This window comes from Mesorhizobium sp. Root695 (genome assembly GCF_001428185.1).
In the GTDB taxonomy this organism is placed as follows: Bacteria; Pseudomonadota; Alphaproteobacteria; order Rhizobiales; family Rhizobiaceae; genus Mesorhizobium.
In genome coordinates, this window is sequence record NZ_LMHO01000034.1 from 91,737 (window position 1) to 117,551 (window position 25,815).

27 protein-coding genes are annotated in these 25,815 nt (G+C 63.3%); 13 read left to right on the top strand and 14 right to left on the bottom strand.

The window, feature by feature from the left end; all coding sequences use genetic code 11:
• Window positions 1-81: 81 nt before the first annotated feature.
• The gene (locus tag ASD99_RS23865; protein ID WP_056586068.1) at window positions 82-645 is read left to right on the top strand and encodes a peroxidase-related enzyme; all 564 of its coding nucleotides are present in this window, start codon (window positions 82-84) and stop codon (window positions 643-645) included.
• A gap of 301 nt (window positions 646-946) precedes the next feature.
• On the opposite strand, the gene ASD99_RS23870 is transcribed toward ASD99_RS23865, so the two are convergent.
• The gene (locus tag ASD99_RS23870) at window positions 947-1,561 is read right to left on the bottom strand and encodes a LysE family translocator (protein ID WP_057145124.1); all 615 of its coding nucleotides are present in this window, start codon (window positions 1,559-1,561) and stop codon (window positions 947-949) included.
• Between the two features lie 397 nt (window positions 1,562-1,958).
• On the opposite strand from ASD99_RS23870, the gene ASD99_RS23875 reads away from it, so the two are divergent.
• Window positions 1,959-2,585: a DUF1062 domain-containing protein gene (locus ASD99_RS23875; RefSeq protein ID WP_057145239.1), complete on the top strand. Its 627-nt coding sequence runs from the start codon at window positions 1,959-1,961 to the stop codon at window positions 2,583-2,585.
• Window positions 2,586-2,646: 61 nt separating this feature from the next.
• Here the strand turns inward: ASD99_RS23875 and typA are convergent, their stop codons facing one another.
• Window positions 2,647-4,476: a translational GTPase TypA gene (gene typA / locus ASD99_RS23880; RefSeq protein WP_057145125.1), complete on the bottom strand. Its 1,830-nt coding sequence runs from the start codon at window positions 4,474-4,476 to the stop codon at window positions 2,647-2,649.
• Window positions 4,477-4,673: 197 nt separating this feature from the next.
• On the opposite strand from typA, the gene ASD99_RS23885 reads away from it, so the two are divergent.
• On the top strand, window positions 4,674-4,955 hold the full coding sequence (locus tag ASD99_RS23885; protein WP_244482832.1) for a hypothetical protein: 282 nt from the start codon (window positions 4,674-4,676) through the stop codon (window positions 4,953-4,955).
• A gap of 48 nt (window positions 4,956-5,003) precedes the next feature.
• On the opposite strand, the gene ASD99_RS23890 is transcribed toward ASD99_RS23885, so the two are convergent.
• Window positions 5,004-6,563, bottom strand: a complete 1,560-nt coding sequence (locus tag ASD99_RS23890; RefSeq protein WP_413813952.1) for an alkaline phosphatase D family protein — start codon at window positions 6,561-6,563, stop codon at window positions 5,004-5,006.
• 162 nt (window positions 6,564-6,725) lie between these two features.
• Complete coding sequence (locus tag ASD99_RS23895) at window positions 6,726-8,009, bottom strand: MFS transporter (RefSeq protein WP_056586059.1); 1,284 nt, start codon at window positions 8,007-8,009, stop codon at window positions 6,726-6,728.
• 74 nt (window positions 8,010-8,083) lie between these two features.
• Here ASD99_RS23895 and ASD99_RS23900 point away from each other — a divergent pair, with 74 nt between their 5' ends.
• On the top strand, window positions 8,084-8,701 hold the full coding sequence (locus ASD99_RS23900) for a TetR/AcrR family transcriptional regulator (RefSeq protein ID WP_056586057.1): 618 nt from the start codon (window positions 8,084-8,086) through the stop codon (window positions 8,699-8,701).
• Between the two features lie 45 nt (window positions 8,702-8,746).
• Window positions 8,747-9,340, top strand: a complete 594-nt coding sequence (locus ASD99_RS23905) for a hypothetical protein (RefSeq protein WP_057145126.1) — start codon at window positions 8,747-8,749, stop codon at window positions 9,338-9,340.
• A 9-nt stretch (window positions 9,341-9,349) separates the two neighbouring features.
• Here the strand turns inward: ASD99_RS23905 and ppa are convergent, their stop codons facing one another.
• The 6 genes from ppa to ASD99_RS23935 all read right to left on the bottom strand — a co-directional run bounded on the left by ppa (window position 9,350) and on the right by ASD99_RS23935 (window position 13,641).
• A complete protein-coding gene (ppa, locus tag ASD99_RS23910; protein WP_056586053.1) occupies window positions 9,350-9,883 on the bottom strand; it encodes an inorganic diphosphatase in 534 nt (177 codons plus the stop codon).
• A 112-nt stretch (window positions 9,884-9,995) separates the two neighbouring features.
• A complete protein-coding gene (locus ASD99_RS23915; protein WP_056586049.1) occupies window positions 9,996-10,502 on the bottom strand; it encodes a GNAT family N-acetyltransferase in 507 nt (168 codons plus the stop codon).
• 118 nt (window positions 10,503-10,620) lie between these two features.
• Window positions 10,621-11,259 (bottom strand): TPM domain-containing protein, encoded by a 639-nt coding sequence (locus ASD99_RS23920; protein WP_056586048.1) that lies wholly within the window; start codon window positions 11,257-11,259, stop codon window positions 10,621-10,623.
• A gap of 8 nt (window positions 11,260-11,267) precedes the next feature.
• The gene (locus ASD99_RS23925; RefSeq protein WP_244482844.1) at window positions 11,268-12,092 is read right to left on the bottom strand and encodes a TPM domain-containing protein; all 825 of its coding nucleotides are present in this window, start codon (window positions 12,090-12,092) and stop codon (window positions 11,268-11,270) included.
• Between the two features lie 61 nt (window positions 12,093-12,153).
• Window positions 12,154-12,951, bottom strand: coding sequence for a TPM domain-containing protein (locus ASD99_RS23930; RefSeq protein ID WP_056586828.1), 798 nt, complete (start codon window positions 12,949-12,951; stop codon window positions 12,154-12,156).
• Window positions 12,952-13,002: 51 nt separating this feature from the next.
• Window positions 13,003-13,641: a LemA family protein gene (locus tag ASD99_RS23935; RefSeq protein WP_056586043.1), complete on the bottom strand. Its 639-nt coding sequence runs from the start codon at window positions 13,639-13,641 to the stop codon at window positions 13,003-13,005.
• Between the two features lie 163 nt (window positions 13,642-13,804).
• Between ASD99_RS23935 and ASD99_RS23940 the strand changes: the two genes are divergently transcribed.
• The 6 genes from ASD99_RS23940 to ASD99_RS23965 all read left to right on the top strand — a co-directional run bounded on the left by ASD99_RS23940 (window position 13,805) and on the right by ASD99_RS23965 (window position 19,151).
• A complete protein-coding gene (locus ASD99_RS23940; protein ID WP_056586825.1) occupies window positions 13,805-14,056 on the top strand; it encodes a hypothetical protein in 252 nt (83 codons plus the stop codon).
• Between the two features lie 13 nt (window positions 14,057-14,069).
• Entirely contained in the window at window positions 14,070-14,954 is an 885-nt protein-coding gene (pdxY, locus tag ASD99_RS23945; protein ID WP_057145127.1) for a pyridoxal kinase PdxY, read from the top strand.
• A complete protein-coding gene (locus tag ASD99_RS23950; RefSeq protein WP_057145128.1) occupies window positions 14,951-15,781 on the top strand; it encodes a DUF429 domain-containing protein in 831 nt (276 codons plus the stop codon). The genes pdxY and ASD99_RS23950 overlap by 4 nt, the downstream gene beginning before the upstream one ends.
• Window positions 15,782-15,926: 145 nt before the next feature.
• Window positions 15,927-16,571, top strand: a complete 645-nt coding sequence (locus ASD99_RS23955) for a carbonic anhydrase (RefSeq protein WP_056586039.1) — start codon at window positions 15,927-15,929, stop codon at window positions 16,569-16,571.
• Entirely contained in the window at window positions 16,568-17,002 is a 435-nt protein-coding gene (locus ASD99_RS23960) for a hypothetical protein (protein WP_056586034.1), read from the top strand. The genes ASD99_RS23955 and ASD99_RS23960 overlap by 4 nt, the downstream gene beginning before the upstream one ends.
• Before the next feature lie 94 nt (window positions 17,003-17,096).
• The gene (locus ASD99_RS23965; RefSeq protein WP_057145129.1) at window positions 17,097-19,151 is read left to right on the top strand and encodes a M3 family metallopeptidase; all 2,055 of its coding nucleotides are present in this window, start codon (window positions 17,097-17,099) and stop codon (window positions 19,149-19,151) included.
• A 42-nt stretch (window positions 19,152-19,193) separates the two neighbouring features.
• Here ASD99_RS23965 and ASD99_RS23970 read toward each other — a convergent pair whose 3' ends face one another.
• The 4 genes from ASD99_RS23970 to ASD99_RS23985 all read right to left on the bottom strand — a co-directional run bounded on the left by ASD99_RS23970 (window position 19,194) and on the right by ASD99_RS23985 (window position 23,769).
• The gene (locus tag ASD99_RS23970; protein ID WP_057145130.1) at window positions 19,194-20,669 is read right to left on the bottom strand and encodes a M81 family metallopeptidase; all 1,476 of its coding nucleotides are present in this window, start codon (window positions 20,667-20,669) and stop codon (window positions 19,194-19,196) included.
• A gap of 23 nt (window positions 20,670-20,692) precedes the next feature.
• The gene (locus tag ASD99_RS23975) at window positions 20,693-21,517 is read right to left on the bottom strand and encodes a carbohydrate ABC transporter permease (RefSeq protein ID WP_056586028.1); all 825 of its coding nucleotides are present in this window, start codon (window positions 21,515-21,517) and stop codon (window positions 20,693-20,695) included.
• Window positions 21,518-21,528: 11 nt separating this feature from the next.
• Complete coding sequence (locus tag ASD99_RS23980; RefSeq protein ID WP_056586822.1) at window positions 21,529-22,398, bottom strand: carbohydrate ABC transporter permease; 870 nt, start codon at window positions 22,396-22,398, stop codon at window positions 21,529-21,531.
• A 138-nt stretch (window positions 22,399-22,536) separates the two neighbouring features.
• Complete coding sequence (locus ASD99_RS23985; RefSeq protein ID WP_057145131.1) at window positions 22,537-23,769, bottom strand: ABC transporter substrate-binding protein; 1,233 nt, start codon at window positions 23,767-23,769, stop codon at window positions 22,537-22,539.
• A gap of 182 nt (window positions 23,770-23,951) precedes the next feature.
• Here ASD99_RS23985 and ASD99_RS23990 point away from each other — a divergent pair, with 182 nt between their 5' ends.
• Entirely contained in the window at window positions 23,952-24,740 is a 789-nt protein-coding gene (locus ASD99_RS23990) for an SDR family oxidoreductase (RefSeq protein ID WP_056586019.1), read from the top strand.
• Window positions 24,741-24,742: 2 nt separating this feature from the next.
• A complete protein-coding gene (locus ASD99_RS23995) occupies window positions 24,743-25,810 on the top strand; it encodes an ABC transporter ATP-binding protein (RefSeq protein ID WP_057145132.1) in 1,068 nt (355 codons plus the stop codon).
• Window positions 25,811-25,815: the final 5 nt, after the last annotated feature.

Here is a 25,815-nt window from a genome sequence, read left to right on the forward strand (position 1 = left end):
TTTGGCGACAAAGGTTTGACGGCTTGCAAAGAAATATCGGAATTCGGCAACAAGGCATCGCCCAACGAGGAGAAATGACCGATGACCGGCAAAATCACCGCGCTTGACCTTGGCCAGGCGGAGCTGAGTGAGGCGACAAAAGCCTATTTCGCCAAATGCGAAGAGAAGCTCGGCCTGGTTCCCAACGTGTTGCGCGCCTACGCCTTCGACGAGAAGAAGCTGCGTGCTTTCACCGACATGTACAATGATCTGATGCTGGGTGATTCCGGCCTGTCGAAGCTGGAACGCGAGATGATTGCGGTCGCCGTCTCCTCGATCAACCACTGCTATTATTGCCTGACCGCGCATGGCGCTGCGGTGCGTCAGCTGTCCGGCGACCCGGCGCTCGGTGAAATGATGGTGATGAATTTCCGCGCCGCCGAGCTTTCGCCGAAGCAGGCGGCGATGCTCGAATTCGCCGCCAAGCTGACGGAGGAGCCGGCGAAGGTCGTCGAGGCCGACCGGGCGGCACTGCGCAAGGCCGGCTTCACCGACCGCGACATCTGGGACATCGCCTCGACCGCGGCCTTCTTCAACATGTCGAACCGGGTGGCCGCGGCAATCGATATGCGGCCGAACGACGAATACCATGCCATGGCTCGGTGAGGCTCGGCAGCTGGAATCCAGCCAGGCCTTATATTAGCAATTTCGCATTCTCGTTACTTGTTTGCCGGTTTGGTCCGATGATCGGCAGGCGGCGTGACCGCAAGCCGGCAGTCGAAGACCGTCTTGCCGAAGGCAAGATCGAGAACATGGCGGCAGCAACCCGACCGGCGGCTATTCGATCATCGAGGCAAAGGACATCGATGACGCTGCCAGCAAGACTAGGGACTGTCCGATTCTGATGGAGCCGAACTGCAACGTCGAGATCGCGCCGATCATCAATATGATGGGCGGACGCTTCGGCTCAGGACCGCGCCGCGATGGCCGCTGCCGCGCCGGCCATGGTCGTGGCGCTGACGCGGTTGGCGATCTTCATGGCGCGCTTGCTCTTCAAAAGCTTGCGCGCCTGTGATGCAGCGAGCACCCAGGCGAGATCGATGGCGACCAGCACCACGGCCATTGTCGCCGTCAGCTCGACCCAGCCGACGATGCTGACCGAAGCAAGGTCGATGATGGTCGGCAGCAGCGCCAGGTAGAACATCATGATCTTGGGATTGCCGAGCGTCACCGCCATGCCGGCGAAGAACAGCTTTGTCGGAGAATCCTCGCGCGGCATCTCGCCCTCTTTCGCATCGACGGGGGCGGTCCACATCTTCCAGGCGAGGTAAGCGAGATAGGCAACGCCGACCCATTTCACGACTACGAAGGCGAAATGGAAGGTCTGCGCTACGACGGCCAGCCCTAACACCGCCAGCGACAGCCAGATGCCCTCGCCGATCCACATGGCGAGCAGAAACGGGAACACGTCGCGAAAGCCTTTCGCGATAACGCGCGCGACGAGGGCCGCGATCGACGGACCGGGTGAACCGGCGGCAACGAACAAAGCGCCGGCGAAGATGAGGAGCGAGGTGTGGTGCATGGCCAGGGTCTCTGGTTGAAAACCTTCGATATCAGACATTAGCGCAAGTGGCTCGGCTGCGGTAGCACCGACAAAAAGGCGCTTGTCGGTCCGGCATCCCGCGGCTAGAGAGGTCGCCGCGAAACAATTTTGAGCTTCACTTTGCCTACGTAATCGCCGGTCTCGTCAACTCCCCCGACACACTGCACAACACCGCATTCGCGGTGTCTGTTTTCATGTTCATGTGTTCTTCTGGGCGGCGGTTCGAGACCGGTTTGGCACTGCTGGACCGCTGTCGCGCGCTTTCCGCCCGTGACACCTGATTTCCAAGAACCGCAGCCTCTCGCCACGCCGTGCCCGCATGGGCATCTCGACATCGCCGACCTGGCGAACTTCCCGACGGGAAGGGCTTATCGGCATGTCTGGAATTCTGCGTATCCATTGGGCAATCGCGCCCAAGACCGCACCTCGACCGCTCATCAACTGCAATCGCTGCGGCACTGTGAAGGCCTATTGCAGCAGCGGAAAATTCCGCGTCAACGCCAATGGCAAGCGTATTGATGTGTGGCTGATCTATCGCTGCACCGACTGCAAAAATTCCTGGAATTTCGACATTTTCGAGCGCTGCAACCGCCGCGACATCGAGCCTGCCTTGCTACAGGCGCTCGAAAACAACGATTCGGCACTCTCCCGCCGCCATGCTTTCGACGTCGTTGCGCTGCGCAGCCGGGTGGGACATGTCGAGGAATTCCCCGACGTCGCCGTGCACAAGCGCAGGCTCGGCGACACCAGGGAAGCCGCGACCGTGCTGGAACTCCAGCTTGGACTCGAAATGCCGACGTCGCTCCGGCTCGATCGTTTGCTCGCCGGCGAACTCGGCATCTCGCGATCACGGCTTCAAGCGCTGGAAGAGAAACGATTGCTGATCCTTGGCCGGGACGGGGCGAAGGCCCTGCGCAAGCCGGCCCGCGAGGGCATGACGATCCACATCGATCTGTCCGGCGAGGTCGATCGGCAGACCATCATCGCGGCTGCCGGTGGGTGAACGAAAAGGGGCGGAGCACTGGTTTGCTCCGCCCCTCTCGGCTGTTGGAAAAATAGCGAGCTTACGCCGCGCCGACCGCCTTGGCTGACTTCTCGAAGCGCTTGCGCTCGTTCGGATCGAGATAGAGCTTGCGCAGACGGATGGTCTTCGGCGTCACCTCGACTAGCTCGTCGTCCTGGATCCAGGCCAAGGCCTTCTCCAGCGTCATGCGAATCGGCGGGGTCAGCTTGACCGCCTCATCCTTGCCGGCGGCGCGGATGTTGGTCAGCTTCTTGCCTTTCAGCACATTCACTTCGAGATCGTTGTCTCTGGAATGGATGCCGATGATCATGCCCTGATAGACCTTGACGCCGGGATCGATGACCATCGGACCACGGTCTTCAAGGTTCCACATGGCATAGGCCACCGCCTCGCCCTGCTCGTTGGAGATCAGCACGCCATTGGTGCGGCCCGGCAATTCGCCCTTGTAAGGCTCATAGGCATGGAACAGCCGGTTCATCACGGCGGTGCCGCGCGTGTCGGTCAACAGTTCCGACTGGTAGCCGATCAGGCCGCGCGTCGGCGCGTGGAAGACGATGCGCTGGCGGTTGCCGCCGGACGGACGCAGCTCGACCATCTCGGCCTTGCGCTCCGACATCTTCTGCACGACGATGCCGGCATGTTCCTCGTCGACGTCGATGACGACTTCCTCGACCGGCTCGAGCAGGTCGCCGTTCTCACCCTTCTGCATGACGACGCGCGGACGCGACACGGCGATCTCGAAACCTTCGCGGCGCATCGTCTCGATCAGCACGGCCAGCTGCAATTCGCCGCGGCCGGAGACGAAGAACGAATCCTTGTCCGGCGATTCCTCGATCTTCAGCGCGACATTGCCTTCGGCCTCGCGCAACAGACGGTCGCGGATGACGCGGCTGGTCACCTTGTCGCCTTCGGTACCGGCCAGTGGCGAATCGTTGACCAGGAACGACATGGTCACGGTCGGCGGATCGATCGGCTGCGCATGCAGCGGCTCGCTCACCGCCGGATCGCAGAAGGTGTCGGCGACGGTGCCTTTCGACAGGCCGGCAATGGCGACGATGTCGCCCGCCTGAGCTTCCTCGATCGGCTGGCGTTCGAGGCCGCGGAAAGCGAGTATCTTGGAAATACGGCCGGTTTCGACCAGCGTGCCGTCATGGTGCAGCACCTTGACGGGCTGGTTGGACTTCAGCGTGCCGCTCTCGATGCGGCCGGTGATGATGCGGCCGAGGAACGGATTGGCTTCCAGGATGGTACCGATCATGCGGAACGGGCCGGGATGCACGGTCGGCGCCGGCACATGCTTGATGACCAGGTCGAACAGCGGCGCCAGGCCCTGATCCTTGGGGCCTTCCGAATTTTCCGAAACCCAGCCGTCACGGCCTGAACCGTACAGAATCGGGAAGTCGAGCTGGTCGTCGGTGGCGTCGAGCGCTGCAAACAGGTCGAACACTTCGTTGACCACCTCGACATGGCGGGCGTCCGGGCGGTCGATCTTGTTGATGACGACGATCGGCTTCAGGCCGACCTTGAGTGCCTTGCCGACGACGAATTTGGTCTGCGGCATCGGCCCTTCTGCGGCGTCGACCAGCACGATGGCCGAATCGACCATCGACAGGATGCGTTCGACCTCGCCACCGAAATCGGCGTGGCCAGGGGTGTCGACGATATTGATGCGGGTATCCTTCCAGTCGACCGAGGTCGCCTTGGCAAGGATGGTGATGCCGCGTTCCTTTTCGAGGTCGTTGGAATCCATGGCGCGCTCGGCGACGCGCTGATTGTCGCGAAAGGAGCCGGATTGCCGGAGCAATTGGTCGACAAGGGTGGTTTTTCCATGGTCGACGTGCGCGATGATCGCGATATTACGGATTTTCATGTTCTGGTCTCGGAAGCGTTGCAGGCAGCAGGCCAAAAGGCGCTGCCTCTTTCGGTTGCGCGGCTCATACAGGGTTTTTCGCAGTTGCGAAAGAGGAGGCGCGACACCAAATACTCATCAAATCTTAAGCATCTGCGTGTGAGATGGTTTTGTTAACCAAGGCGGGAACCTTTCAGGGCCCGGGCAGTTCGAACGTCATGACCGATAGACTCAACCGATTCTGGCCGCTCATCGCGTCCGTTGCCTTCGCCGTCCTGCTGGCCGCAAACGCCGCGCAGTCGGCCGCGACGCAGAAGGGCGCGCGCGCAGTTGTGCAGTCCGACACGCAGACCGCCGAGCAGATCTTTGCCGATGCACCGGACGGCGTCGACCCGATGGTGACCGGCCCGGTCAGCGCCGCCTTCAAGCAGAGGCAGGTCAGCGCCAACTGCGACAGCGCCGTGTGGCCTAATATACCGATGGTCTGCTACCCGGACTAAGACGCCGCGCGCCCTGGACGCGCGACACCTTTCCAACAGAGCGCGCGCTTACGCCGACCGCACCGGGTCGAGCGTTACCTTGTAGAGCTCGTTGTCGTCGCGATCCATCAACCGCACGGTCATCTGCTCACTGGCACCGTTGATGTCGACAAGCCCGAAGAACTGCAGGCCGGCCGATGGCGGCAGGTTCTGGCCTTGCTCGGCGCTCGGCGCCTTGATGAACTTCAGCTCCGGGCCGAACGTCGTGTCGAAATCGTTCGGGCCGAACGTGCCGGCATGGATGGGACCTGAGACGAATTCCCAGAACGGATTGAAATCCTGGAACTGCGCCTTGTCCGGGTTGTAGTAGTGCGCAGCCGTATAATGCACGTCGGCGGTCAGCCAGACGGTGTTGCTGATGCCGGCATTCTTGATGAAGCGCAGCAGGTCGGCGATCTCGAGCTCGCGCCCTTTTGGCAAGCCATTGTCGCCATTGCTGACCGCTTCAGCGCCGGCCTTCTTGGCGCCATCGTCCCAGACGACGAGGCCGAGCGGCATGTCGGCGGCGATGATTTTCCAGGTCGCCTTCGAATTCGCCAGTTCGCGCTTCAGCCATTTCGTCTGCTGTTCGCCCAGCATGCGCGATTGCGGCGTCATCTCATCCTGCATGCCAGGACCGTTGGGGCCGCGATAGGAGCGCATGTCGAGGAAGAACACGTCGAGCAGCGGCCCATAGGCAATTTTGCGATAGACGCGGCCGGGCTCGGACGGTTCGTAGCGGATCGTCGTCATTTCATGGAAGGCGCGCGCCGCGCGGGCCGCCAGCACGTGGATGGATTTCTCCGTGTAGCGATTGTCGGCGCTGAGATCCTTCGAATCCGACCAGTTGTTCAGCACTTCGTGGTCGTCCCACTGGTAGAAGGTCGGGCAGATGGCGCTCAGGCCAAGCACGTTCCTGTCCATCATGTTGTATTTCCACTGGTCTCGGTATTCGTCCAGCGTCTCGGCGACCTTGCGCTTGCCGTTGATCAGCACGACGTTCTTCCACTTGCCGCCGCCGGGCAGGTCGACCTCGTCCTTCATGGCGCCGTCGGCATAGATGGTGTCACCAGAATGCAGGAAGAAGTCGGGCGTGTGCTTGCCGATCGTGGCGTAGGTCTTCATGCCGGTCTCGTCGATGCCCCAGCCCTGGCCGGCGGTGTCGCCTGACCAGGCGAAGCGGATGTCGCGCTTCGAAGCCGGCGCCGTCCTGAAGCGCCCGGTGATCGGCTCGGAAACGGCGTTGATGTCGGCGAGATCGGCTGATGTCATGCGGTAGAAGATGTCCTGATCGGAAGCGAGGTCGGTGAGCAGCCGCTTGACCGTGTAGTCGCTGGCCGGCGAGGTATCGAGCGGCGCCAGGCGTGTCGCATTGGCGAAATTCTCCGTCGACGACACCTCGAACATGACGCGCGACGGGCGGTCGGTGCGCGTCCACACCATGCCGCTGGTTGCGTCGACATCGCCTGACTGGACGCCATGGGTGAAGGCCGGCCGCTGGTTGGCACGCGAATAGTAGGGCAGCGCCAGGCTCGAAACGCCGGCCAGGCCGACGGCGCTGGCGGAGGTGACGAAGGCGCGTCGGGTCATCGAGAGCTTGTTCACGGCTGTCTCCTGGATCGCTTGAACGGTGCCACCAAGGTCCAGCGTCAATGTTTCAGGCGTATCTCGGGATGATGAAGTTTTTCTGACGATTAACAGGCGGGTGATCTCCCCCCCTCGAGGGGGGAGATTAGCGCTCGACCGCCGCGCCTACGCCGCCTGCGGCTCCGCCTCGAATGCCGGCTTGCTGGTGTTGATCAGCAGCGAGATACACGCCGCGGCAATCGCCGTCATGCCGGCAATCAGGAAGGCCAGCTCGTAATTGCCCTGCAACTCGCGCATGGTGCCGCCGAAGGCGGCGGCGGTGGCCGCACCGATCTGGTGGCCGGCGACGATCCAGCCGAACACGATCGGCCCGCTGCGATCGCCGAACGCCTCATTGGCGAGCCTCAGCGTCGGCGGCACGGTGGCGATCCAGTCGAGGCCGTAGAGCACGGCGAAGATGATCAGGCTGGTCGCCGAGAAACCGGAATAGGGCAGATAGATCAGCGACAGGCCACGGATGCCGTAATAGACGCCGAGCAGCTTGCGCGGGTCGAAACGGTCGGTGAGCCAGCCCGACAATGTGGTGCCGATCAGATCGAAAATGCCCATCATCGACAGAAGGCCGGCGGCCTGCACCTCGCCGATGCCCATGTCGCCGCAGAAGGCGATCAGGTGCGTGCCGACCAGACCGTTGGTGGTGAAGCCGCAGACGAAGAAGGTGGCGAACAGATACCAGAACACCCTTGTGCCGGCGGCGCGGCGCAGCGTCGAGAACGTATGCGCGAGGAAATTGCCCTGTGAAGCGGGCGGGGCCGGCGGCACGTCGTCGGCCTGGGCGCCATAGCGCACCATGCCGATCGAAGCCGGCCGCTCCGGCACCAGCAGCCAGACCAGCGGTATCAGGGCCGCGGTGGCGATCGCCACCGCAACGACGACAGGTTGCCAGCCGCCCGACTGCGCCAGCGCGGCGATCAGCGGCAGGAACACCAGCATGCCGGAGGCGCTGGAGGCCGACATCAATCCCATGACAAGGCCGCGATTGGTCTTGAACCAGCGATTGACGATGGTGGCGCCGAGTACGCTAGCGACAGCGCCGGAACCAATGCCCGAGAACACGCCCCAGGTGATGAACAGGTGCCAGGGCTTGGTCATCAGCAGGCTGAGCGCGGTAGAGCCCGACATCACCACCAGCGAGGCCAGCAGCGTGCGGCGCAGCCCGATCCGCTCCATCAGGGCTGCGGCAAATGGCCCCGTCAGGCCGTAAAGCAGGATGCCGACACCGGCGGCCAGCGAGATGATGTCGCGCCGCCAGCCAAAACTGTTCTCAAGCGGCAGCATCATGACGGCGGGAGCGGACCGCAGGCCGGCCGCGACCAGCAGGCAGAGGAAGATGACGCCAACCACGACGAAAGCGTAGCGCTGGCCAAATGGGCGGGATTGAGCTATCATGTTACTGACCGGTACGTTGCAGGGTGGGAGCACGTATACGTACCGATCGGTAACATTGTCAATCGAGTCACGCGATGCCAACGGACAAAAATATTGATCTGACCATCAGCGACGGTCATGCATCGGCGCCGCCGAAGGCCGCCAAGAAGATTCTCGATGTGGCCTATGACTTGTTCTACCGGCGCGGCATCAGGGCGATCGGCGTCGACGAGATCGTCAAACGGGCCGGCGTCACCAAGCCCAGCCTCTATCGCAGCTTTCCCTCCAAGGACGAGTTGGCCGCTTCCTATCTCAGGCAATACGATCTTGAATACTGGGAGCGTTTCGACGAGGCGGTCGCCGCTCATCCCGGCGACCCGCGCGCGCAGATTAAGGCGTTCCTGACCCGCATCGGCAAGCGCACCCAAGTGGCGGACTATCGCGGCTGCGGCATGACCAATGCGGCGGTCGAATATCCCGACCACAACCATCCCGCCCGCGTGGTCAGCGAGGCCAACAAGCAGGAATTGCGCCGCCGGTTGCGCGGGATGGCCGTTGCGATGGGCGCACAAGACCCTGACACGCTCGGCGACGGCCTGCTGCTCCTGATCGAAGGGGCCTATATCAGCGGTCAGTTGTTCGGGCTCGGCGGCCCGGCACAAGCGGTCGCCCGCAACGCCGATCTGCTGATTGAAGCCAGTTTGAAGAAATAGCGTTTGGCGCTACGCTGCAATGGCCTGCAACGGAGACGTCTCGCGATGCGTAGCCTGCTGATTCCGCTCATTCTCGCCGGCTTCTGCCAGACTGCACACGCCGATGGCATTGCAAGCGCCTATACCGATCTCGACTCGAAGAAGGACTGCGTGACCTACGCGCAGGCCGAGGAAGGCGACGGCGACTGGGCCGAACTCGCCTGTTCGGGCTATCGCGGCTATCCCGTGCTGATTGCCTATGACGACGCGCGTGAATCGCTGTTCTACGGGTTTCCGCCCGGCGGCGACATGACGACGGTGTGGGAGAGCTTTTCCGGTTTCAATTCATCCGGAGCCAAGATCGAATGGCGCATCGAGACCAAAGGCGACAAGGCCGTGCCCTTTGCCGCGATCCATCGCCGCTCGATCAGCAATCCCGAGGGTGAGAACAAGCCGACCGAAGTGCTGCTCGTCGCCAAGGTCGGCCAGATGGAAGCCCGCGACGGCTGCACGATCGGCCTGGTTCTGGCCACCGGCAATCCCGCCGCCAACGATCAGGCACGCAAGCTTGCCGACGACAAGGCGCGAACCTTCGCCTGCGGCAAGGACAGGCACACCGTCATCGGCAACGTGCCGGCCTTCGGCCGGGTCGATAACTGACCGGTCCGGCTACTTGCTCGCCTTGGCCCGCGCGATCGCGTCGACGATCATCTTCTTGGCATATTTGGAATCGTGCCAGCCTTCGATCTTGACCCATTTGCCGGGCTCGAGATCCTTGTAGTGCTCGAAGAAGTGCTGCACCTGCTGGCGTGTGATGTCGGGCAGTTGCGTGTATTCGGTGACGTTCTCATAGCGCAGCGTCAGTTTCGGTGACGGCACGGCGATGATCTTCTCGTCCTGGCCGGCATTGTCTTCCATGATCAGCACGCCGATCGGCCTCACATTGATGACGCAACCCGGCACCAGCGCGCGCGTGTTGCAGACCAGAACGTCGATCGGATCGCCGTCGCCCGACAGCGTGTGCGGCACGAAGCCGTAATTGCCGGGGTAGCGCATCGAGGTGTGCAGGAAGCGGTCGACGAACAGCGTGCCGGCCTCCTTGTCCATCTCATACTTGATCGGCTCGCCGCCGATCGGCACCTCGATGATGACGTTGACGTCCTCAGGCGGATTCTTTCCGCTGGCTATGGCTTCGATGCGCATGGCTTTGTCCCTCTTTTGATGAGAGATCGATAGCGGGCGCTGCCGCGCGGCGCAATGCGGCGAATGGTGCTGGGTGCGATCGGAAGACGCGAGTGGCCGAAAGGCCGGTCTGTCATTCCCAGACGAAAGCGACCTTCTTCAGCGCCTTCTGTTCGAAGATCTCGACGCCCTCGGCGACATCGCGGCCGCCGGCGCCGGCGTAGAAGGCAAGCGCGTTCTGGTTGTCTTCCAGCGCCCAGACCACCATGCCTTTCAGCCCGTGATCGGCCAGACGCGCCCTAGCTGCCGCAAACAGCCGGCTGCCTAGCCCGATGCCCTGATATTCAGGGCGCAGGTACAATTCGTAGATTTCGCCTTGCTGGCGCAGTTCGCGGGCGCGGTTCTTGCCGATCGTCGCATAGCCGGCGATCTTGCCGCCGATTTCGACCACCAGAACGGTGGCGGCGCGGCGAATCGCGTTCGCCCACCAGTCGGCGCCGCGACGGTTGATCATCGATGTCAGCGTACGGTGCGGAATGATGCCGGAATAGGCGCCGCGCCAGGCCTCCAGATGCACCTCGGCGATGGCACTGGCATCGCGCGGGTCGGCCTTCCGGATGTCGATGGTCAGCGTATTCATGATTTGTTAACCATAAACCCGCATCGCCCGATTGCAAGAGTCCGGGCGGCCTGCCGACCGCTTTCTCACAGGCGATCACCGCCTCGGTGAGATGCCTTCAATACCTCTTCGGAAGGGCTTAGATTTCGACGAGATGATCGTCCACCTCGTTGCTGTCGCCCGCCGTGACCGGGAAATGCTCGGTCAGCACCGCGCCCACCTGCTCGATCGCCTTGACGAAGCCGTCGGCAAGCCGGTCGTCGCCGGCATGCGCGGTAAGGTCGCGCACGACGCCGTCCCAGACATCCTGGCCGACCTTGGCATCGATGCCCGAGTCGGCGACCACTTCGGCATAGCGTTCGGCGATCGAGACGAAGATCAGCACACCGGTGCGCGCCGTGGTGCGGTGGACATTGCGGGCGAGGAATTGCTTGATCGCATTGGCGTGCGCGGCCTGATAGCGCAGCCGCCCCGGCACCAGATGGATGCGCAGGCCGGGCTGCACCCACAACAAGGCCAGCACGCAGGCCAGTGCCAGGAGTTGGGCGAGGACGAAATGCGGCAGCCGGATCGACAGCCACCAGGCCTCCAGCCCATAGCCGACGGCCAGGCTGACGATCAGCATGCCTACGGTCGCCATGAAAGCGGCCGGGAAGAAATACCCGTCGCTGGCATGCGCCACGACGCAGTAGATCTCGCCGTCGGTTTTCGATTCGGCGGAGCGGATCGCGGCTGCGATGCGCTCATGATCCTGCGGGCTGATTGGTCGTGTTGCCATGATCTGTCTCACCAGCTTCCTGAAGAACCGCCACCACCGGATGAGCCGCCGCCACCGGAAAACCCGCCACCGCTGCTTGACCCCGAAGACCAGCCACCACCGGAGCTTCCCGACGACCAGCCGCTGCCTGACGACGAACCCGTTGTCCAGCTGCTGCTGCCCGACCTGCTCGGCCCGCGGCCGTAGCGAAATGTCATCCCCAACCATTTGTACACGCCTGGCGACAGCTTTGTGCCGAACATCGGCGGCAGGAATGCCATCGCCATGCCGCCGAAGAACATCGTCGCCCACAGGATCAGGAACACGGCGACGATTGGGTCGATGGACGTGCTGTCATCGGCGGGATTGCGCTTGCCCCGCGCTTCCAGTTCTTCCGGATTGCCTTCCAGCACCATGACCATGTCGTCGACGGCCTTGGCTATGCCGCCGGAGAAATCGCCGGCGCGGAACGCCGGCACCATGTCGTTTTCAATGATCAGCTTGGTGTGCAGGTCGGTCAGCGTGCCTTCCAGCCCGTAGCCGACCTCGATGCGCATCTTGCGATCGTTCGGTGCCACCAGCAGCAGGACGCCGTTGTTTTCGCCAGCCTGGCCGAGCTTCCAGAAGCGGAACAGCCGGTTGGCGTAAGGTTCGATCTCCTCGCCATCGAGACTGGGGATCGTCGCGACGACGATCTGGTCGGAGCCTTTGGTCTCGAAGTCAGCAAGCTTTTGCGTCAGCGCTGCCTTGGTCGCGGCGTCGATGATGCCGGCATTGTCGACGACACGGCCGGTCAGGGCCGGCAAGTCGGCGGCGTAGGCCATGAAGCAGGAGAACAGCACGGCCACGGCCATCAGGACAGCTGTGGCGAAGCGGCGAGGTCTCATCAAGCTGATGGTGCGTAACGTCATGCCATCACCAGCTTCCCGACGAGCCGCCGCCACCGGACGAACCGCCGCCGCCGGAAAAGCCGCCACCGCCGCCGCCCGAAGACCAGCCGCCGCCAGAGCTTCCCGACGACCAGCCGCCACGGGGCGACCGCCGGTTTGGCTCGAAGGTCATGCCGAGCCAGCGATAGCGGCCGGGACCGAGCTTCTGGCCGAAGATCGGCGGCAGGACGGAGACCGCGATGCTGCCGAAGAAGATGATCGCCCAGATGCTGATGAAGACGGCGAAGAACAGGTCGTCGGAATTGAAGGGGGCCTGCTGGTTGCGCTCGCCGCGCGCCTCCAGCTCCTCCGGATTGCCTTCCAGCACCATGATCATGTCGTCGACGGCCTTTTCTATGCCGCCGGAGAAATCGCCGGCGCGGAAGGCCGGCACCATGTCGTTTTCGATGATCAGCTTGGTGTGCAGGTCGGTCAGCGTCCCCTCAAGACCATAACCGACCTCGATGCGCATCTTGCGGTCGTTTGGTGCAACCAGCAGCAGGACGCCGTTGTTTTCCTTCGCCTGACCGAGTTTCCAGAAGCGGAACAGTCGGTTGGCGTAAGGCTCGATCTCTTCGCCGTCGAGGCTGGGGATCGTCGCGACGACGATCTGGTCGGAGCCTTTTGTCTCGAAGTCGGCGAGCTTTTGCGTCAGGACTGTCTTGGTCGCCGCATCGATGATGCCGGCATTGTCGACGACACGACCGGTCAGCTCCGGGAGATCGGCGGCGAGGGCCGAGAACGGCAGCACAAGGATGAGGAGCACGACGGCGACAAGACGAATGACGCGTCGCCCCCTATCGGCCTGCAAGATCACGACGTTTGGCCCCGACGATCACCCGCCCTGCTTCGTGCCGAAATCGACCTTCGGCGGCTGCATCTTGTCTTCATCGACGGTGAAATTGGCGAACGGCTCGTTGCTGCGGAACCAGAATGTCGCCCACAGCACCGACGGGAACGTCTTCAGCGTCAGATTGTAGTCCCTGACCGCCTGGATGTAGTCGCGCCGCGCCACCGCGATGCGGTTCTCGGTGCCTTCGAGCTGCGCCTGCAGCGCCAGGAAATTCTGGTTGGCCTTGAGGTCGGGATAGGCTTCCGAGACCGCGATCAGCCGCGACAGCGCGCTGGTCAACCCTGCCTGGGCGTCCTGGAACTTCTTGAGGGCTTCGGGATCCTTCAGCGTTTCCGGCGTCACTGTGATCTGTGTGGCCTTGGCGCGGGCTTCGACCACCGCGTCGAGTGTGTCCTTTTCGTGCGAGGCATAGCCCTTGACCGTCTCGACCAGGTTGGGGATGAGGTCGGCGCGGCGCTGATACTGGTTCAGCACCTCGCTCCATGCCGCCCTGGCGTTTTCCTCCGCCGTCGGGATGGTGTTGTAGCCGCAGCCGGCCAGCAGCGGCAGCACGATCGCCATCACCAGGAAGGCGGGCAGCGTGCGGAACATGGACGGTGAGGCAAGGCGCTGGGCAAACATGATGGGGTTCCTCGGTAGAAGTTGCGTGGCAAGCATTACCACAATCAGCGCGCAAGAAAACCGCCCGACCGGCAGCCGTTTGCCTGGCACGCCCGATGCCGTTGCAAGGCCCTGTGATTGGCCGCGCGAACGCGATAAGGTCCGGGCAAAACGGGACATCATCATGGCGGAACGCCAGGACAGCGAGAAGGAATCGCGCCGTATCCTCGAGCGCGTTGCGCGCGAGACGGATCCGGCCGGCAACTCGCTTGTGGCGCGGGCCACGAAAGGCCTGCACGATCACGTCACCGCGGCCGATGCCGATCGTGCTGATCCGATCGAAGTCTGGGGCACTCGCATTGGCCGGACACTCGGCCTGCTGCTGGCGCTGGGCCTGATGATCTGGCTCGTGCTTTACGTCATCCGGGGCAGTTAGGAATCAAGCAACAATGAGCGCCGAACAAACCGACGCGCCGCGTGCGGTCATCGTCATTTCCAGCCATGTCGCGCGCGGCTCGGTCGGCAATCGTGCCGCCGTCTTTGCCTTGGAGACCCTGGGCTTCCCGGTCTGGGCGGTGCCGACGGTCATCCTGCCCTGGCATCCCGGCCATGGGCGGGCGACGCGCATCGTACCGCCGCTCGATCAGTTCAAGGCGTTGATGGCCGATCTCGAGCGCGCGCCATGGCTGGGCGAGGTCGGCGCCGTGCTGTCCGGATACCTCGGCGAGGCCGGTCAGGCCGAGGCCGTCGCCTCGCTGGTCGCCGCCGTGAAGGCAAGGACACCTGACGCCATCTATATCTGCGATCCGGTGATGGGTGATTCGGGCGGCCTCTATGTGCCGGAGCCGACCGCCATCGCCATGCGCGACCGGCTGATGCCGATCGCCGACATCGCCACCCCCAACCGCTACGAACTGGAATGGATGGCCGGCGCCCCGTTGCCCGACCTGAAATCGGTGATCGCGGCGGCGCTCCATGCCGGGCCATCGACCATGCTGGTCACCTCGGCGCCGTCGATGATGTCAGGCGGCACCGGCAACCTGCTGATCGACGGCAACCAGGCGCTGCTCGCCGAGCACCGCCTGATCGACAAGCCACCGAATGGCCTGGGCGATCTGACGGCGGCCGTCTACCTGGCACGCATCCTGTCGGGCCAGCCGGCGATCAAGGCGCTGCAGTCGACAACGGCGGCGGTCTACGAGATCCTGGCGCGCACCGCCAAGCGCGGCGGTGACGAACTGCAGCTTGAAACCGATGCCCCGAGCCTGTCGCACCCGATGGCGATGGTCCAGCTGCGCCACCTCACGCATCCGGGGCGGGACCGCCGGGCGTGACATCGACCGAGACCGTGCTGGTCGGCGTCGACGGCTGCAAAGCCGGCTGGATTGCCGTGCGGCGCGAACCCGGTTCGACACTTCGTAACCCCGGTTCGACACCTCGTAACCCCGGTTCGACACCTCGTAACCCCGGTTCGACACCCTCCGTCGCTGTCTTTGCCAGCTTCGCCGCTCTGCTTGCGGCACTTCCCGATGACGCGGTTGTTGCCGTCGACATGCCGATCGGCTTGCCCGAGTTTTCGAGCAAAGGCGGGCGCGGCCCGGAGGCGCTGGTGCGGCCGTTGCTTGGGGCACGCCAATCCAGTGTCTTCTCGATCCCGTCCCGCGCCGCGCTCTATGCCGACACCAACGACTTCACCACCATCGAAGCCTGGTATGCCGCGCACATCAGGGCAAGCGAGGTGGCCAAAACCACATCCGACCCGCCGCGCGGCGTTTCGATCCAGGCATTCGGTATTTTTGCCAAGATCCGCGAGATCGACGCCCTGCTGATCGCGCGACCCGATCTACGCGGCCGTGTGTTCGAATCGCATCCGGAAGTCGCCTTCTGCCGGCTGAACGGCGACCAGGCCATGCAACTGCCGAAGAAGATCAAGGGCAGCGTCAATCCGGCCGGCATGGCGGAACGCAAGGCGCTGCTCTGCCGGCATGGCTACGAGAAGGGCTTTCTCGACCAGCCGCCGCGCGGTGCCGCCGCCGATGATTTCCTTGACGCAGCCGCAATGATGCTGATCGCCGGTCGCATCGCCAGCGGTGAGGCACGGCCGTTTCCCGACCCGCCGGCCCGCGACGGTTTTGGCATTCCCATTGCCATCTGGGCGTGAGCATGGCCAAGGCTGCGCCTGATGCATGGCATTTATAGCCAGCCCTCATAATTCTGCATTGCTCGCAACGGGCTTTTACGGTTAGAGGCTCTTTTGACCGCAACGAGCTGCCGCCTCCAACCCGGAAAGGCTCCAGACGCCGCCCATGTCCCACCTCCCCGAACATCTTCTCACCGGCTACCGCAATTTCATGAGCGGCCGCTATCTCACCGAGAGCGGACGCTACCGCGAGCTTGCCCGCGAAGGCCAAGCCCCGGAAACGATGATCGTTGCCTGCTGCGATTCCCGTTCGGCGCCCGAAGCGATCTTCGATGCGGGGCCGGGCGAACTCTTCGTGCTGCGCAATGTCGGCAATCTGGTGCCGCCCTACGCGCCGGACGGCGAATTCCATTCGACCTCGGCGGCGCTTGAATTCGCCGTGCAGAGCCTCAAGGTCAAGAACATCGTCGTCATGGGCCATGGCCGCTGTGGCGGCATCCGCGCCGCGCTCGACACCAATTCCGCGCCGCTGTCGCCCGGCGACTTCATCGGCAAGTGGATGAGCCTGATCGCACCGGCCGCCGAAACCGTGTCCTCCAGCACCTTCATGACGGCGACGGAGCGCCAGACCGCGCTGGAGCGCATCTCGATCCGCTATTCCATCGCCAATCTCCGGACCTTTCCCTGCGTCTCGATCCTCGAAGGCAAGGGACGGCTGTCGCTGCACGGCGCCTGGTTCGACATTTCGACCGGTGAACTCTGGACGATGAACAAGGAGACCGGCGATTTCGAACGGCCGGAGCTGGGATGAACACAGCGGCGCGCAAGGTGGCGAACATCCGGTCGATCGTTTTCACGGCGGCCGCGCTGCTGGTCGCGATTATTGCCGCCCGCGCCGATGACCGCGCCATCATCAGCCGCTGGTATTCGGCACTGCTGGTCGCCGACCGCACCGAACTGTCCGACCTGCTCTCCGATGATGTCCGCATCAAGCTGGACGACCTCGGCATCGTGCAAAGCAAGCAGGAATTCATCGCTTCTATCGACGAATGGAAAGGTGCCGTTGCGGGTGCTGCGATCCGGCACCGGATCGAGAAGAGCGAAGGCGGCGTCACCACGGTGGTCGCCTGTTACGATTTCCCCAACAACGACATGCTGATGCAGGAAACCTTCGCGGTGACCGACAACCGCATCACCGCCAGTTCGCAAGCGGCAATCGCAGAGAACTGCGACGGCTTCTGAGGCGGATATCGGCCAACCGCGATATTGCGAGTCCGCCGGCCGCGCCCTACATCGGTGGCGGCCCACCCCTGCCTTCTCCAGCGAAAGACTGTCCATGCCTTCCACAAAAGCCGTCGACCTATCCACCCATCCGCTGACCGCGTGGCGTGGGCCGCTCGGCCTGCCCGATTTTGCCAGCATTGGCGACGGCGACTTCTCCCCGGTCTTCGATGCGGCGCTGAAGGCGCATGAGGCCGAGATCGAGGCGATCGCCGGCAACAAGGATGCGCCGACGATCGAGAACACGCTTGCCGCGCTGGAGCTCGGCGGCGAAGCACTCGATCGTGTCTCGTCGATCTTCTGGTGCCGCGCCGGCGCCTACACCAATGATACGATCCAGGCGCTGGAGCGCGACATCTCGCCGAAAATGTCCAGGCATTTCTCGGCGATTTCGATGAATGAGCAGCTGTTTGCCCGTATCGACGATCTCTACCAGCGCCGTGAGAGCCTGAAGCTCGATGCCGAGACCCTGCGGGTGCTGGAAAAGACCTGGAAGGGCTTTGTCCGATCTGGCGCCAAACTCGACGCCGACGGCAAGAAGCGGCTGGCCAAGATCAGCGAGGAGCTGTCTTCGCTCGGCACCAGCTTTGGCCAGAATGTGCTGGCCGACGAGCGCGACTGGGCGCTGTATCTCGACGAGGCCGACCTTGTCGGTCTGCCGGATTTCCTGAAAAGCTCGATGGCCGAAGCCGCCGAAATGCGCGGCCAGAAGGGCCGCTATGCCGTGACCCTGTCGCGCTCGATTTATGAGCCGTTCTCGACCTTCTCCGAACGTCGCGATCTGCGCGAGATCGCCTTCCGCGCCTTCACCATGCGCGGCCAGAATGGCGGCGCCACCGACAACACATCCGTCGTGCGCGACATGCTGCGCCTGCGCGCCGAAAGGGCAAAGCTGCTCGGTTACGCCTCCTTCGCCGCGCTGAAGCTCGACGACACCATGGCCAAGACACCGAAGGCGGTGCACGCGCTGCTTGATCCGGTGTGGGAGAAAGCGCTGGAGAAGGCGGCCGCCGACCAGACCGACCTGCAGCGGTTGGCCACCGCAGCCGGCAGCAATGAAAAATTCGCCGCCTGGGACTGGCGCTTCTACCAGGAGAAACTGCGCGCGGAGAAATTCGCCTTCGACGAGGCGGAGCTGAAACCCTATTTGCAGCTCGACCGGATCATCGACGCCTGCTTCGATGTGGCGACACGGTTGTTCGGCATCACCTTCGAGGAGAAAAAAGGCATCGCCGCCTGGCATCCGGATGCCCGCGTCTTCGTGGTGAAAAATGCCGACGGCAGCGAGCGCGGCCTGTTCCTTGCCGACTATTTCGCGCGGCCGTCAAAACGCTCCGGCGCCTGGATGAGCGCGCTGCAGTCCGGCTATAGGTTGGGCCACGGCTCGAAACCGGTGATCTACAACATCATGAACTTCGCCAAGCCGCCGGTGGGCGAGCCGGCTTTGCTGTCGGTCGACGAGGCGAAGACGCTGTTCCACGAGTTCGGCCATGCGCTGCACGGCATGCTGACCGACGTCACCTGGCCGTCGGTCGCGGGCACCTCGGTCAGCCGCGATTTCGTCGAACTTCCCTCGCAGCTCTACGAGCATTGGCTGACGGTGCCGGCGGTGCTGGAAAAGCATGCTTTGCATGTGAAGACGGGCAAGCCGATGCCCAAGGCGCTGCTCGACAAGATGCTGGCGGCGCGCACGTTTGGCGCCGGCTTCGCCACCGTCGAATTCACCGCCTCGGCGCTGATCGACATGGCCTATCACGCCCGGCCGGATGCACCGGAGGCGCCGCTTCGTTTCGAAGCCGAAACGCTTGCGAAGCTGTCCATGCCGGACACAATCGCGATGCGCCATCGCACCCCGCATTTCGGCCATGTCTTTTCCGGCGACGGCTATTCGGCCGGCTACTATTCCTACATGTGGTCGGAAGTACTCGATGCCGACGCTTTCGCCGCCTTCGAGGAAACCGGCGACCCCTTCAATCCGGCGCTGGCCGAGCGGCTGCGCAAGAACATCTACGCCGCCGGCGGCTCGAAGGACCCGGAAGAACTCTACACCGCCTTCCGCGGCAAGATGCCGTCGCCCGAAGCGATGATGGCCAAGCGCGGGCTGGTGTAGGGCCAGCCTTTCCCTTCCTCCCCTGTGGGAGAAGGGAAAGCCCTACACCTTCCATGGATCAGCCACCCGCGGCCAGATCGGCCGCTTCAGCTTGGTGTAGTTGGTCACCGCCGGATTGCTGGGATACGAACTCGGCGCCGAGACATAGATGATCTCGGCGGCGATCGGCTCGAAGCCGGCATAGAAATGGTTGGTCGACTTGATCAGCAGGATATCCTTGCTCATCGGATCGACGCCGATGTTGGAAAAGATATCCGGCTCGAAGGTCTGCGTGCGATTGGTGTTGAGGATGATGTCGACCTCGGTGCCTTCGAGGCGGACCAGCGCCGTCGGCCCGAGCGTCACCCGGCTTGGCCCGAAACTTTGCCAACCCTCCGGAACCACTTTGAGCACGCGCACGCGCGCGTCGATCGGCTCGCCTGCCTGCGGCCCGGCCTTGCCGCCGAAGCGCAAGTCGATGATGGCACCCTCGCCCGCGGCCAGGCAGAAGGTGACCGCGATCGGATCCCAGATCGTCGCAACGCCGAATTTGTCCAGGCCACGCGCCAGCATATGGCGCAGCACAAAGGTGCCGTCGCCGGGGACACCGCCGCCGGGATTGTCCCAGATATCGGCGATGACCACCGGCTTGCCCGGATTTTGCGCGCGCACGGCCAGCGCCCGATCGATGCCGTCGGCGGCGCTCAACATGGTCATCGCCGTCTTTTCGCGCAGCGCGTAAAGCTCCCGCCCCAGCCGTTCCGCCAGCGCGTCGCCCTTGGCCTTGTCATTGTCGGTGACGACCAGGATGCGCGTGCCCATCTCGGGCACGTCGGCCGCCATGAAGCCATGGATGACCGAGACCGACAGCACGCCGTCCTTGCCGTGCAACGCCTTGATGCGGTCGACGAAGGAGCGCATCGGCTCGCGGCTGGTCGGCAGCACCTGGATCATGCGGCAGTCGAAGGTCGAGATGACCGGCTTGATCTCGCCGCGCGCCGCGGCGAGGCCAAGCTCGACGACATGCTCGCCGCGCTCGTAGAAATCGGTGTGCGGGAATTCGAGGAAGTAGGCGAGGATGTCAGAGGCCGCCACGCGCTTCGGCGTCAGATGGCTGTGCGGATCGAGTTCAACCGCGATCACCACGTCCGGCCCAACCATTGCGCGAACCCGTTCGAGCAGGTCGCCTTCGCAATCGTCATAGCCTTGCGCCACCATCGCGCCATGCAGGCCGAGGATGACGGCATCGACTGGCAGCGCTGCCTTCAGCTGGCCGAGAATCTCATCGCGCAGCGCCTCATAGGTCTGCCGCTGCACCAGGCCGCCCGGCTCCGCCCAGGTGGCGGTGCCCTCGACGACGTCAAGCCCTTCGGCCACGGCACGCCGGCGCAGCGCCACAATTGGCGAGGAGCACAGCGTCGGCGTTTCCGGATGCTTGCCTGGCCCGGCATAGAAAGCCATCTCGAACGAGGCCCTATCGGTCGGCACCGGCGAGAAGGTGTTGGTTTCTGTCGCCAGCGAGGCGGTGAAGATGCGCATGAAAGCTCCGTCGTGAATAGGCGCTATTTGACCGCCCCGAGCGCCAGCCCGCGAACGAGGTAGCGCTGCAGCCAGATAAACAGGATGGCCACCGGCAAGGTCGCGAGCAGCGTCGCGGCCATGACGTGATGCCATTCGATGGTGTAGCGGCCGGCGACCAGCGAAAATACCTGGATCGGCAGCGTATAGCTTTCCTGGCTGCGCAGCATGGTGAGCGCCACGACGAATTCGTTCCAGGCATTGATGAAGGTGAAGATCGCGGTCACCGCGATCGCCGGCAGGCAGAGCGGCAGGAACACCTTGCGCAAGGTCAGCCAGCGGCCGGCGCCTTCCATCCAGGCCGCCTCCTCGAGATCGCGCGGAATGGTGTCGAAATAGCTCTGCAGCATCCACACCGTGAAGGCGACGTTGAAGGCCATGTAGATGAAGCCCAGCGCCGTCGTGCTCTCGACCAGGCCCCATGCCGCCATCAGCCGGAACAGGCCGAGCACCAGCACGATCGGCGAAATCATCTGCGAGATCAGCAGGAACTGGCGCAAGGCGCCGTAGCCGGCAAAGCGGAAGCGCGACATCGCATAGGCCGCCGGAACCGAGATCAGGATGGCGCCGACGGTGGCGATCACAGACACGTAGAGCGAATTGAGCAGCGCCTGGCCGAAGCCGGTCGCCACCCACATGTCGGAAAAATTCGACCAACGGAATTCGCTCGGCCACCAGGTCGGCGACAGCACTTCCTGTCTTGGCTTGACCGCGGTCAGGAACATCACCGCAAAGGGAAAGATCGTCACCACGATCAGCGGCGCCAGCAGCAGCCAGGCGATGATCGAACGCTTCAGCTTGCCCGTCATGAGCTTATTTGTCACGCGCGTTGCTCCCGCATCGCCAGCCGCACATAGATCATGGTGAAGGCCAGCAATATGGCGAACATCACCAGCGACACCGCCGATGCTTCGCCGAGTTTGCCGATGCGGAAGGCCAGCTTGTAGAGGTGGGTGACCAGGATATCGGTCGAGTTGGCCGGCCCGCCTTGTGTCATCACCCAGATGATCGGGAAGGAATTGAAGACATAGATGGTGTTGAGCACGATGGCGATGTTGATGAACGGTTTTAAGAGCGGAAAGGTTATCTCGCGGAACTGCTGCAGCGGCGTCGCCCCTTCGAGCGCCGCCGCCTCGTAAAGGTCGTCGGGGATCGACGACAGCCCGCCGAGGAAGATCGTCGTCGTGAACGGCACCGTCACCAGGATGCCGATCAGCACCTGCATGGGAAAGGCGGTCTCGGCGCTCGCCAGCCACTGGATATTGTGGTCGATGAGGCCGAGGCCGATCAGCGCCGAGTTCAGCATGCCGCTTTCGCCGCTCAGTGCCCAACGCCAGACCACCGCGGTCATGGTCAGCGACACCGCCCAGGGCAGCATGATGATGACGCGGGCAATACCCCGGCCATAGAAATCGGTGTTGAGGATCATTGCCACCGGGACAGACAAAAGCAGCGCACCACCGACGACCATCACCGTCCACTGGCCGGTGCGCCAGAGCGCGGCCATGAAATCGGGATCGGCAGTGAGCGTGGCGAAATTGGCAAAGTCGTTGAAGTCGCGAAGCTGGCCGAAGCGGCTGACGTCATGCGTCGAGATCTGGATCAGGTCCCAGACCGGCCAGAAGATGACGATCGCCGCCAGGAACAGGCTGGGCAAGGTCAGGAGATAGGGCAAGAAACGGTTTTGCATCGGCTGGCCTGCAACCTCGGGGCGCTGGATCAGAAGGTTCTGCTTATGCGAATTTCGGATCCGCCGCACCTTGCCGGGAATCAAGGGGTGGCGCGCCCCGCCTGAGTGGAGCGCGCCACGGGCGCAGGGAGATACGCCCTATTTCTTCAGCACCGCGTTGGCCTTGGCGGCTGCGTCTTTCAATGCTGCCTCGGGGTCGCCGCCGAGATAGATCTTCTGCATGGCGTCGGAGGTGATCTGGGCGACCTCCTCCCAGCCTGGGATGACCGGCGCGAAGCGGGCGTCGGGCAGCAGCGCGGTGAACGCCGCCAGATCGGCATTGTTGACGTAGTAATCCATCTTGGCTTCTTCCTTATTCACCGGCAGGAAGCCTTCGCCTTGCGTGAACTTGGCGCGCTGTTCCGTGGTGAACAGGAAGTCGAGCAGCTTCCAGGCCTCGTCCTTATTCTTGGAGTTCTTGAACATGATGATGGAATCGGTGACGCCATAGGTGCCGCGCGCGCCGGTTGGCCCGGCGGGAATGGCAGCCACGCCATATTTCAGGTTCGGCGCCTCGTCCTTGATCTGGTTGGACAGGAAGGGTGCCGTGATCATCATCCCGACCTTGCCCTGCTTGAACAGGTTCTGCACGTCCTCGCGGTTGTTGGAGGTGACACCCGGCTCGGTCAGGCCTTCGTCGATCATCGACTTGTAGAGCTTGGCGGCTTCAAGCGCGCCGGGCGTGCCAAGGCCCGAAGTGCCATCCTTGTTGAGAATCTCGGTGCCCTGGGACCACATCGCATAATAGTAGTAGACGTCGGTCTCGATCTCCTTGCCCTGCAGGCCGAAACCGAAAGTGCCTGACCCCAGCGCCTTGATCTTGCGCGCATCTTCCTGCAGCTCGGTCCAGGTTGCCGGCGGCTTGGCGATGCCGGCCTTCTCGAACAGCTCCTTATTGTAATACATGGCGCGCGCCGAGGCCGCGATCGGCAGGCCATAGGTCTTGCCTTCCATGATCGACGGCGACAGGAAGGTGTCGATGAAGCGGTCCTTGAAGTCGGGCTTGATGTAGCCGTCGAGCGGCTCGGCGACGTCCTGCTGGACAAAGTCGATCAACCAGCGCGTGCCGATGATCGACAGATCGGCATTGGTGCCGGCGGTGATGTCGGTAGTCAGCTTCTGCAGCAGCACATCCCACGGCACCACCTCGAACTTGACGGTGATACCGGGGTTCGCCGCCTCGAATTCCTTCTTGACGTCGGCGAAATAGGGAGCAGTCTTGGCGCTGTACTCGGCGACGGTGACGCGCACCTCGCCCGCATCCGCCTGCGCCGCGATTGCCAGCATGCTCATTCCGGCCGTCAGGCCGACAGTCCATTTTGCAAGGCTCATTTGATCTCTCCCATTTTGATTTTGCGCCTGCGCGCCTCTTCGTTGCCGGAGCAGAAGATTTATGTGACTTTCCTACATTATCCATGATTTGAAGGCTTGCAAGCAGATTATTCTGTTGCTTAATTACATTTATAAGCTTAGGCCTTGCATGATCTGTCAGGACTCCCGGAGGATGACGCACGGTGGTTTCGCAAGTCGAGTTCGAAGGCAGGGCCGAGTTCGATGGCAAGACTGTCGTGGTGACAGGTGCTGGCGGCGGCCTCGGCACGGCCATCGTCGCGCTGCTGGCGCAAAGGGGTGCCAGGGTCATCGGCTGCGACCAGTCCAGCGAGGCGCTGAAGAGCCCGCACCTTGCCTCCCGTCACGTCTTCGATCTTCTCGACAAGGCGTCGTTAGCGGCGGCGATCGCCGCGATCCTCGACCGGGATGGCGTGCCCGACATTCTCGTCAACAATGCCGGCTGGACGCGAGCCGAGACGATTTCGGGGCTCAATCCCGACACAATAGAGCAGGAACTCGACCTCAACCTGACCGGCGTGATGAACTTCGCCGATCCGCTGGTCAAGGCGATGGCCGGCCGAGGCTCCGGCAGCGTCGTCTTCATCTCGTCGGTCAACGCCATCGCGCATTTCGGCAATCCCGCCTATGCCGCGGCCAAGGCCGGCATCAACGCCTATGCCAAGGCGGTCGCCGTCGAGCTCGGCCGCAGCGGCCTGCGCGCCAATGTCGTCTGCCCCGGATCGATCCGCACCGCCGCCTGGGACCACCGCCTTGCCAAGGATCCGGAAATCCTCGGCAAGCTGCAGCGGCTCTATCCGCTTGGCCGCATCGTCAACGCTTCGGAAGTGGCGGAAGCCGTCGCCTTCCTTGCGTCCGATCGCGCATCTGGAATAACAGGCGTGGTGTTGCCCGTTGACGCGGGGCTGACCGCCGGTTGCCTGCCCTTCATCGACGACATTTTGGGGGCGTGAGCATGACCGACGTCGAGTTTCGCGACCTGTCGAAATCCTTCGGGCAGCACAAGATCCTCGAGAACATCAGCCTCGATATCAAGAGCGGCGAGTTCGTCGTGCTGGTCGGCCCCTCCGGCTGCGGCAAGTCGACCTTGCTGCGGATGCTGGCCGGGCTGGAGACGATCACCTCCGGCGACCTCTTGATCGGCGGTGTGCGCGCCAACACGCTGCCGCCGCAGCAGCGCAACATTGCCATGGTGTTCCAGTCCTATGCGCTGTTTCCGCATCTGAAGGCAGCCGAAAATATCGGCTTTGGCCCGAGGATACGCGGCGAGGCGCGCGAGGCGGTCGACACGAAGGTCAAGAAGGCGTCCGGCGTCCTCAATCTCTTCTCCTATCTCGACCGCTACCCCCGCCAATTGTCCGGCGGCCAGCGCCAGCGCGTCGCCATGGGCCGCGCCATCGTGCGCGAGCCGTCAGTGTTCCTGTTCGACGAGCCCCTGTCCAACCTCGACGCGCAATTGCGCGTGCAGATGCGCGTCGAGATCAAGGCGCTGCATCAGCGGCTGAAATCGACGATCGTCTATGTCACCCACGACCAGATCGAAGCCATGACCATGGCCGACCGCATCGTGGTGATGGACCGCGGCAGGATCCAGCAGGTCGGGGCGCCGCTGGAACTCTATGACAGGCCGGCCAACAAGTTCGTCGCCAGCTTCCTCGGCTCGCCGTCGATGAGCTTTGTGTCGGGCTCACTCAAGACGACAGCTGAGAAGACCTGGTTCGAGTCGGGCGGTGGCGGGCGGCTTGCACTTGCCGGCAAACAGGTGCCGGCGGGCAGCGCGGTGGAGGCCGGCATCCGGCCCGAGCACTTTGTCATCGGCGAGGCTGTCGACGCGATGGCGATCAAAGTGGATGTCGTCGAGCCGACCGGCTCCGAGACCCATGTCTATGGCGCCATCGGCACTGACACGGTGCGCGCCGTGTTCCGCGACAGGGTGCCGGTCAGGCCGGGCGACCTGCTGCCGGTGAGCGTCGATCCCGGCAACATCCATCTGTTCGACAAGGCGACGGGCCTGCCTCTATGAAAATA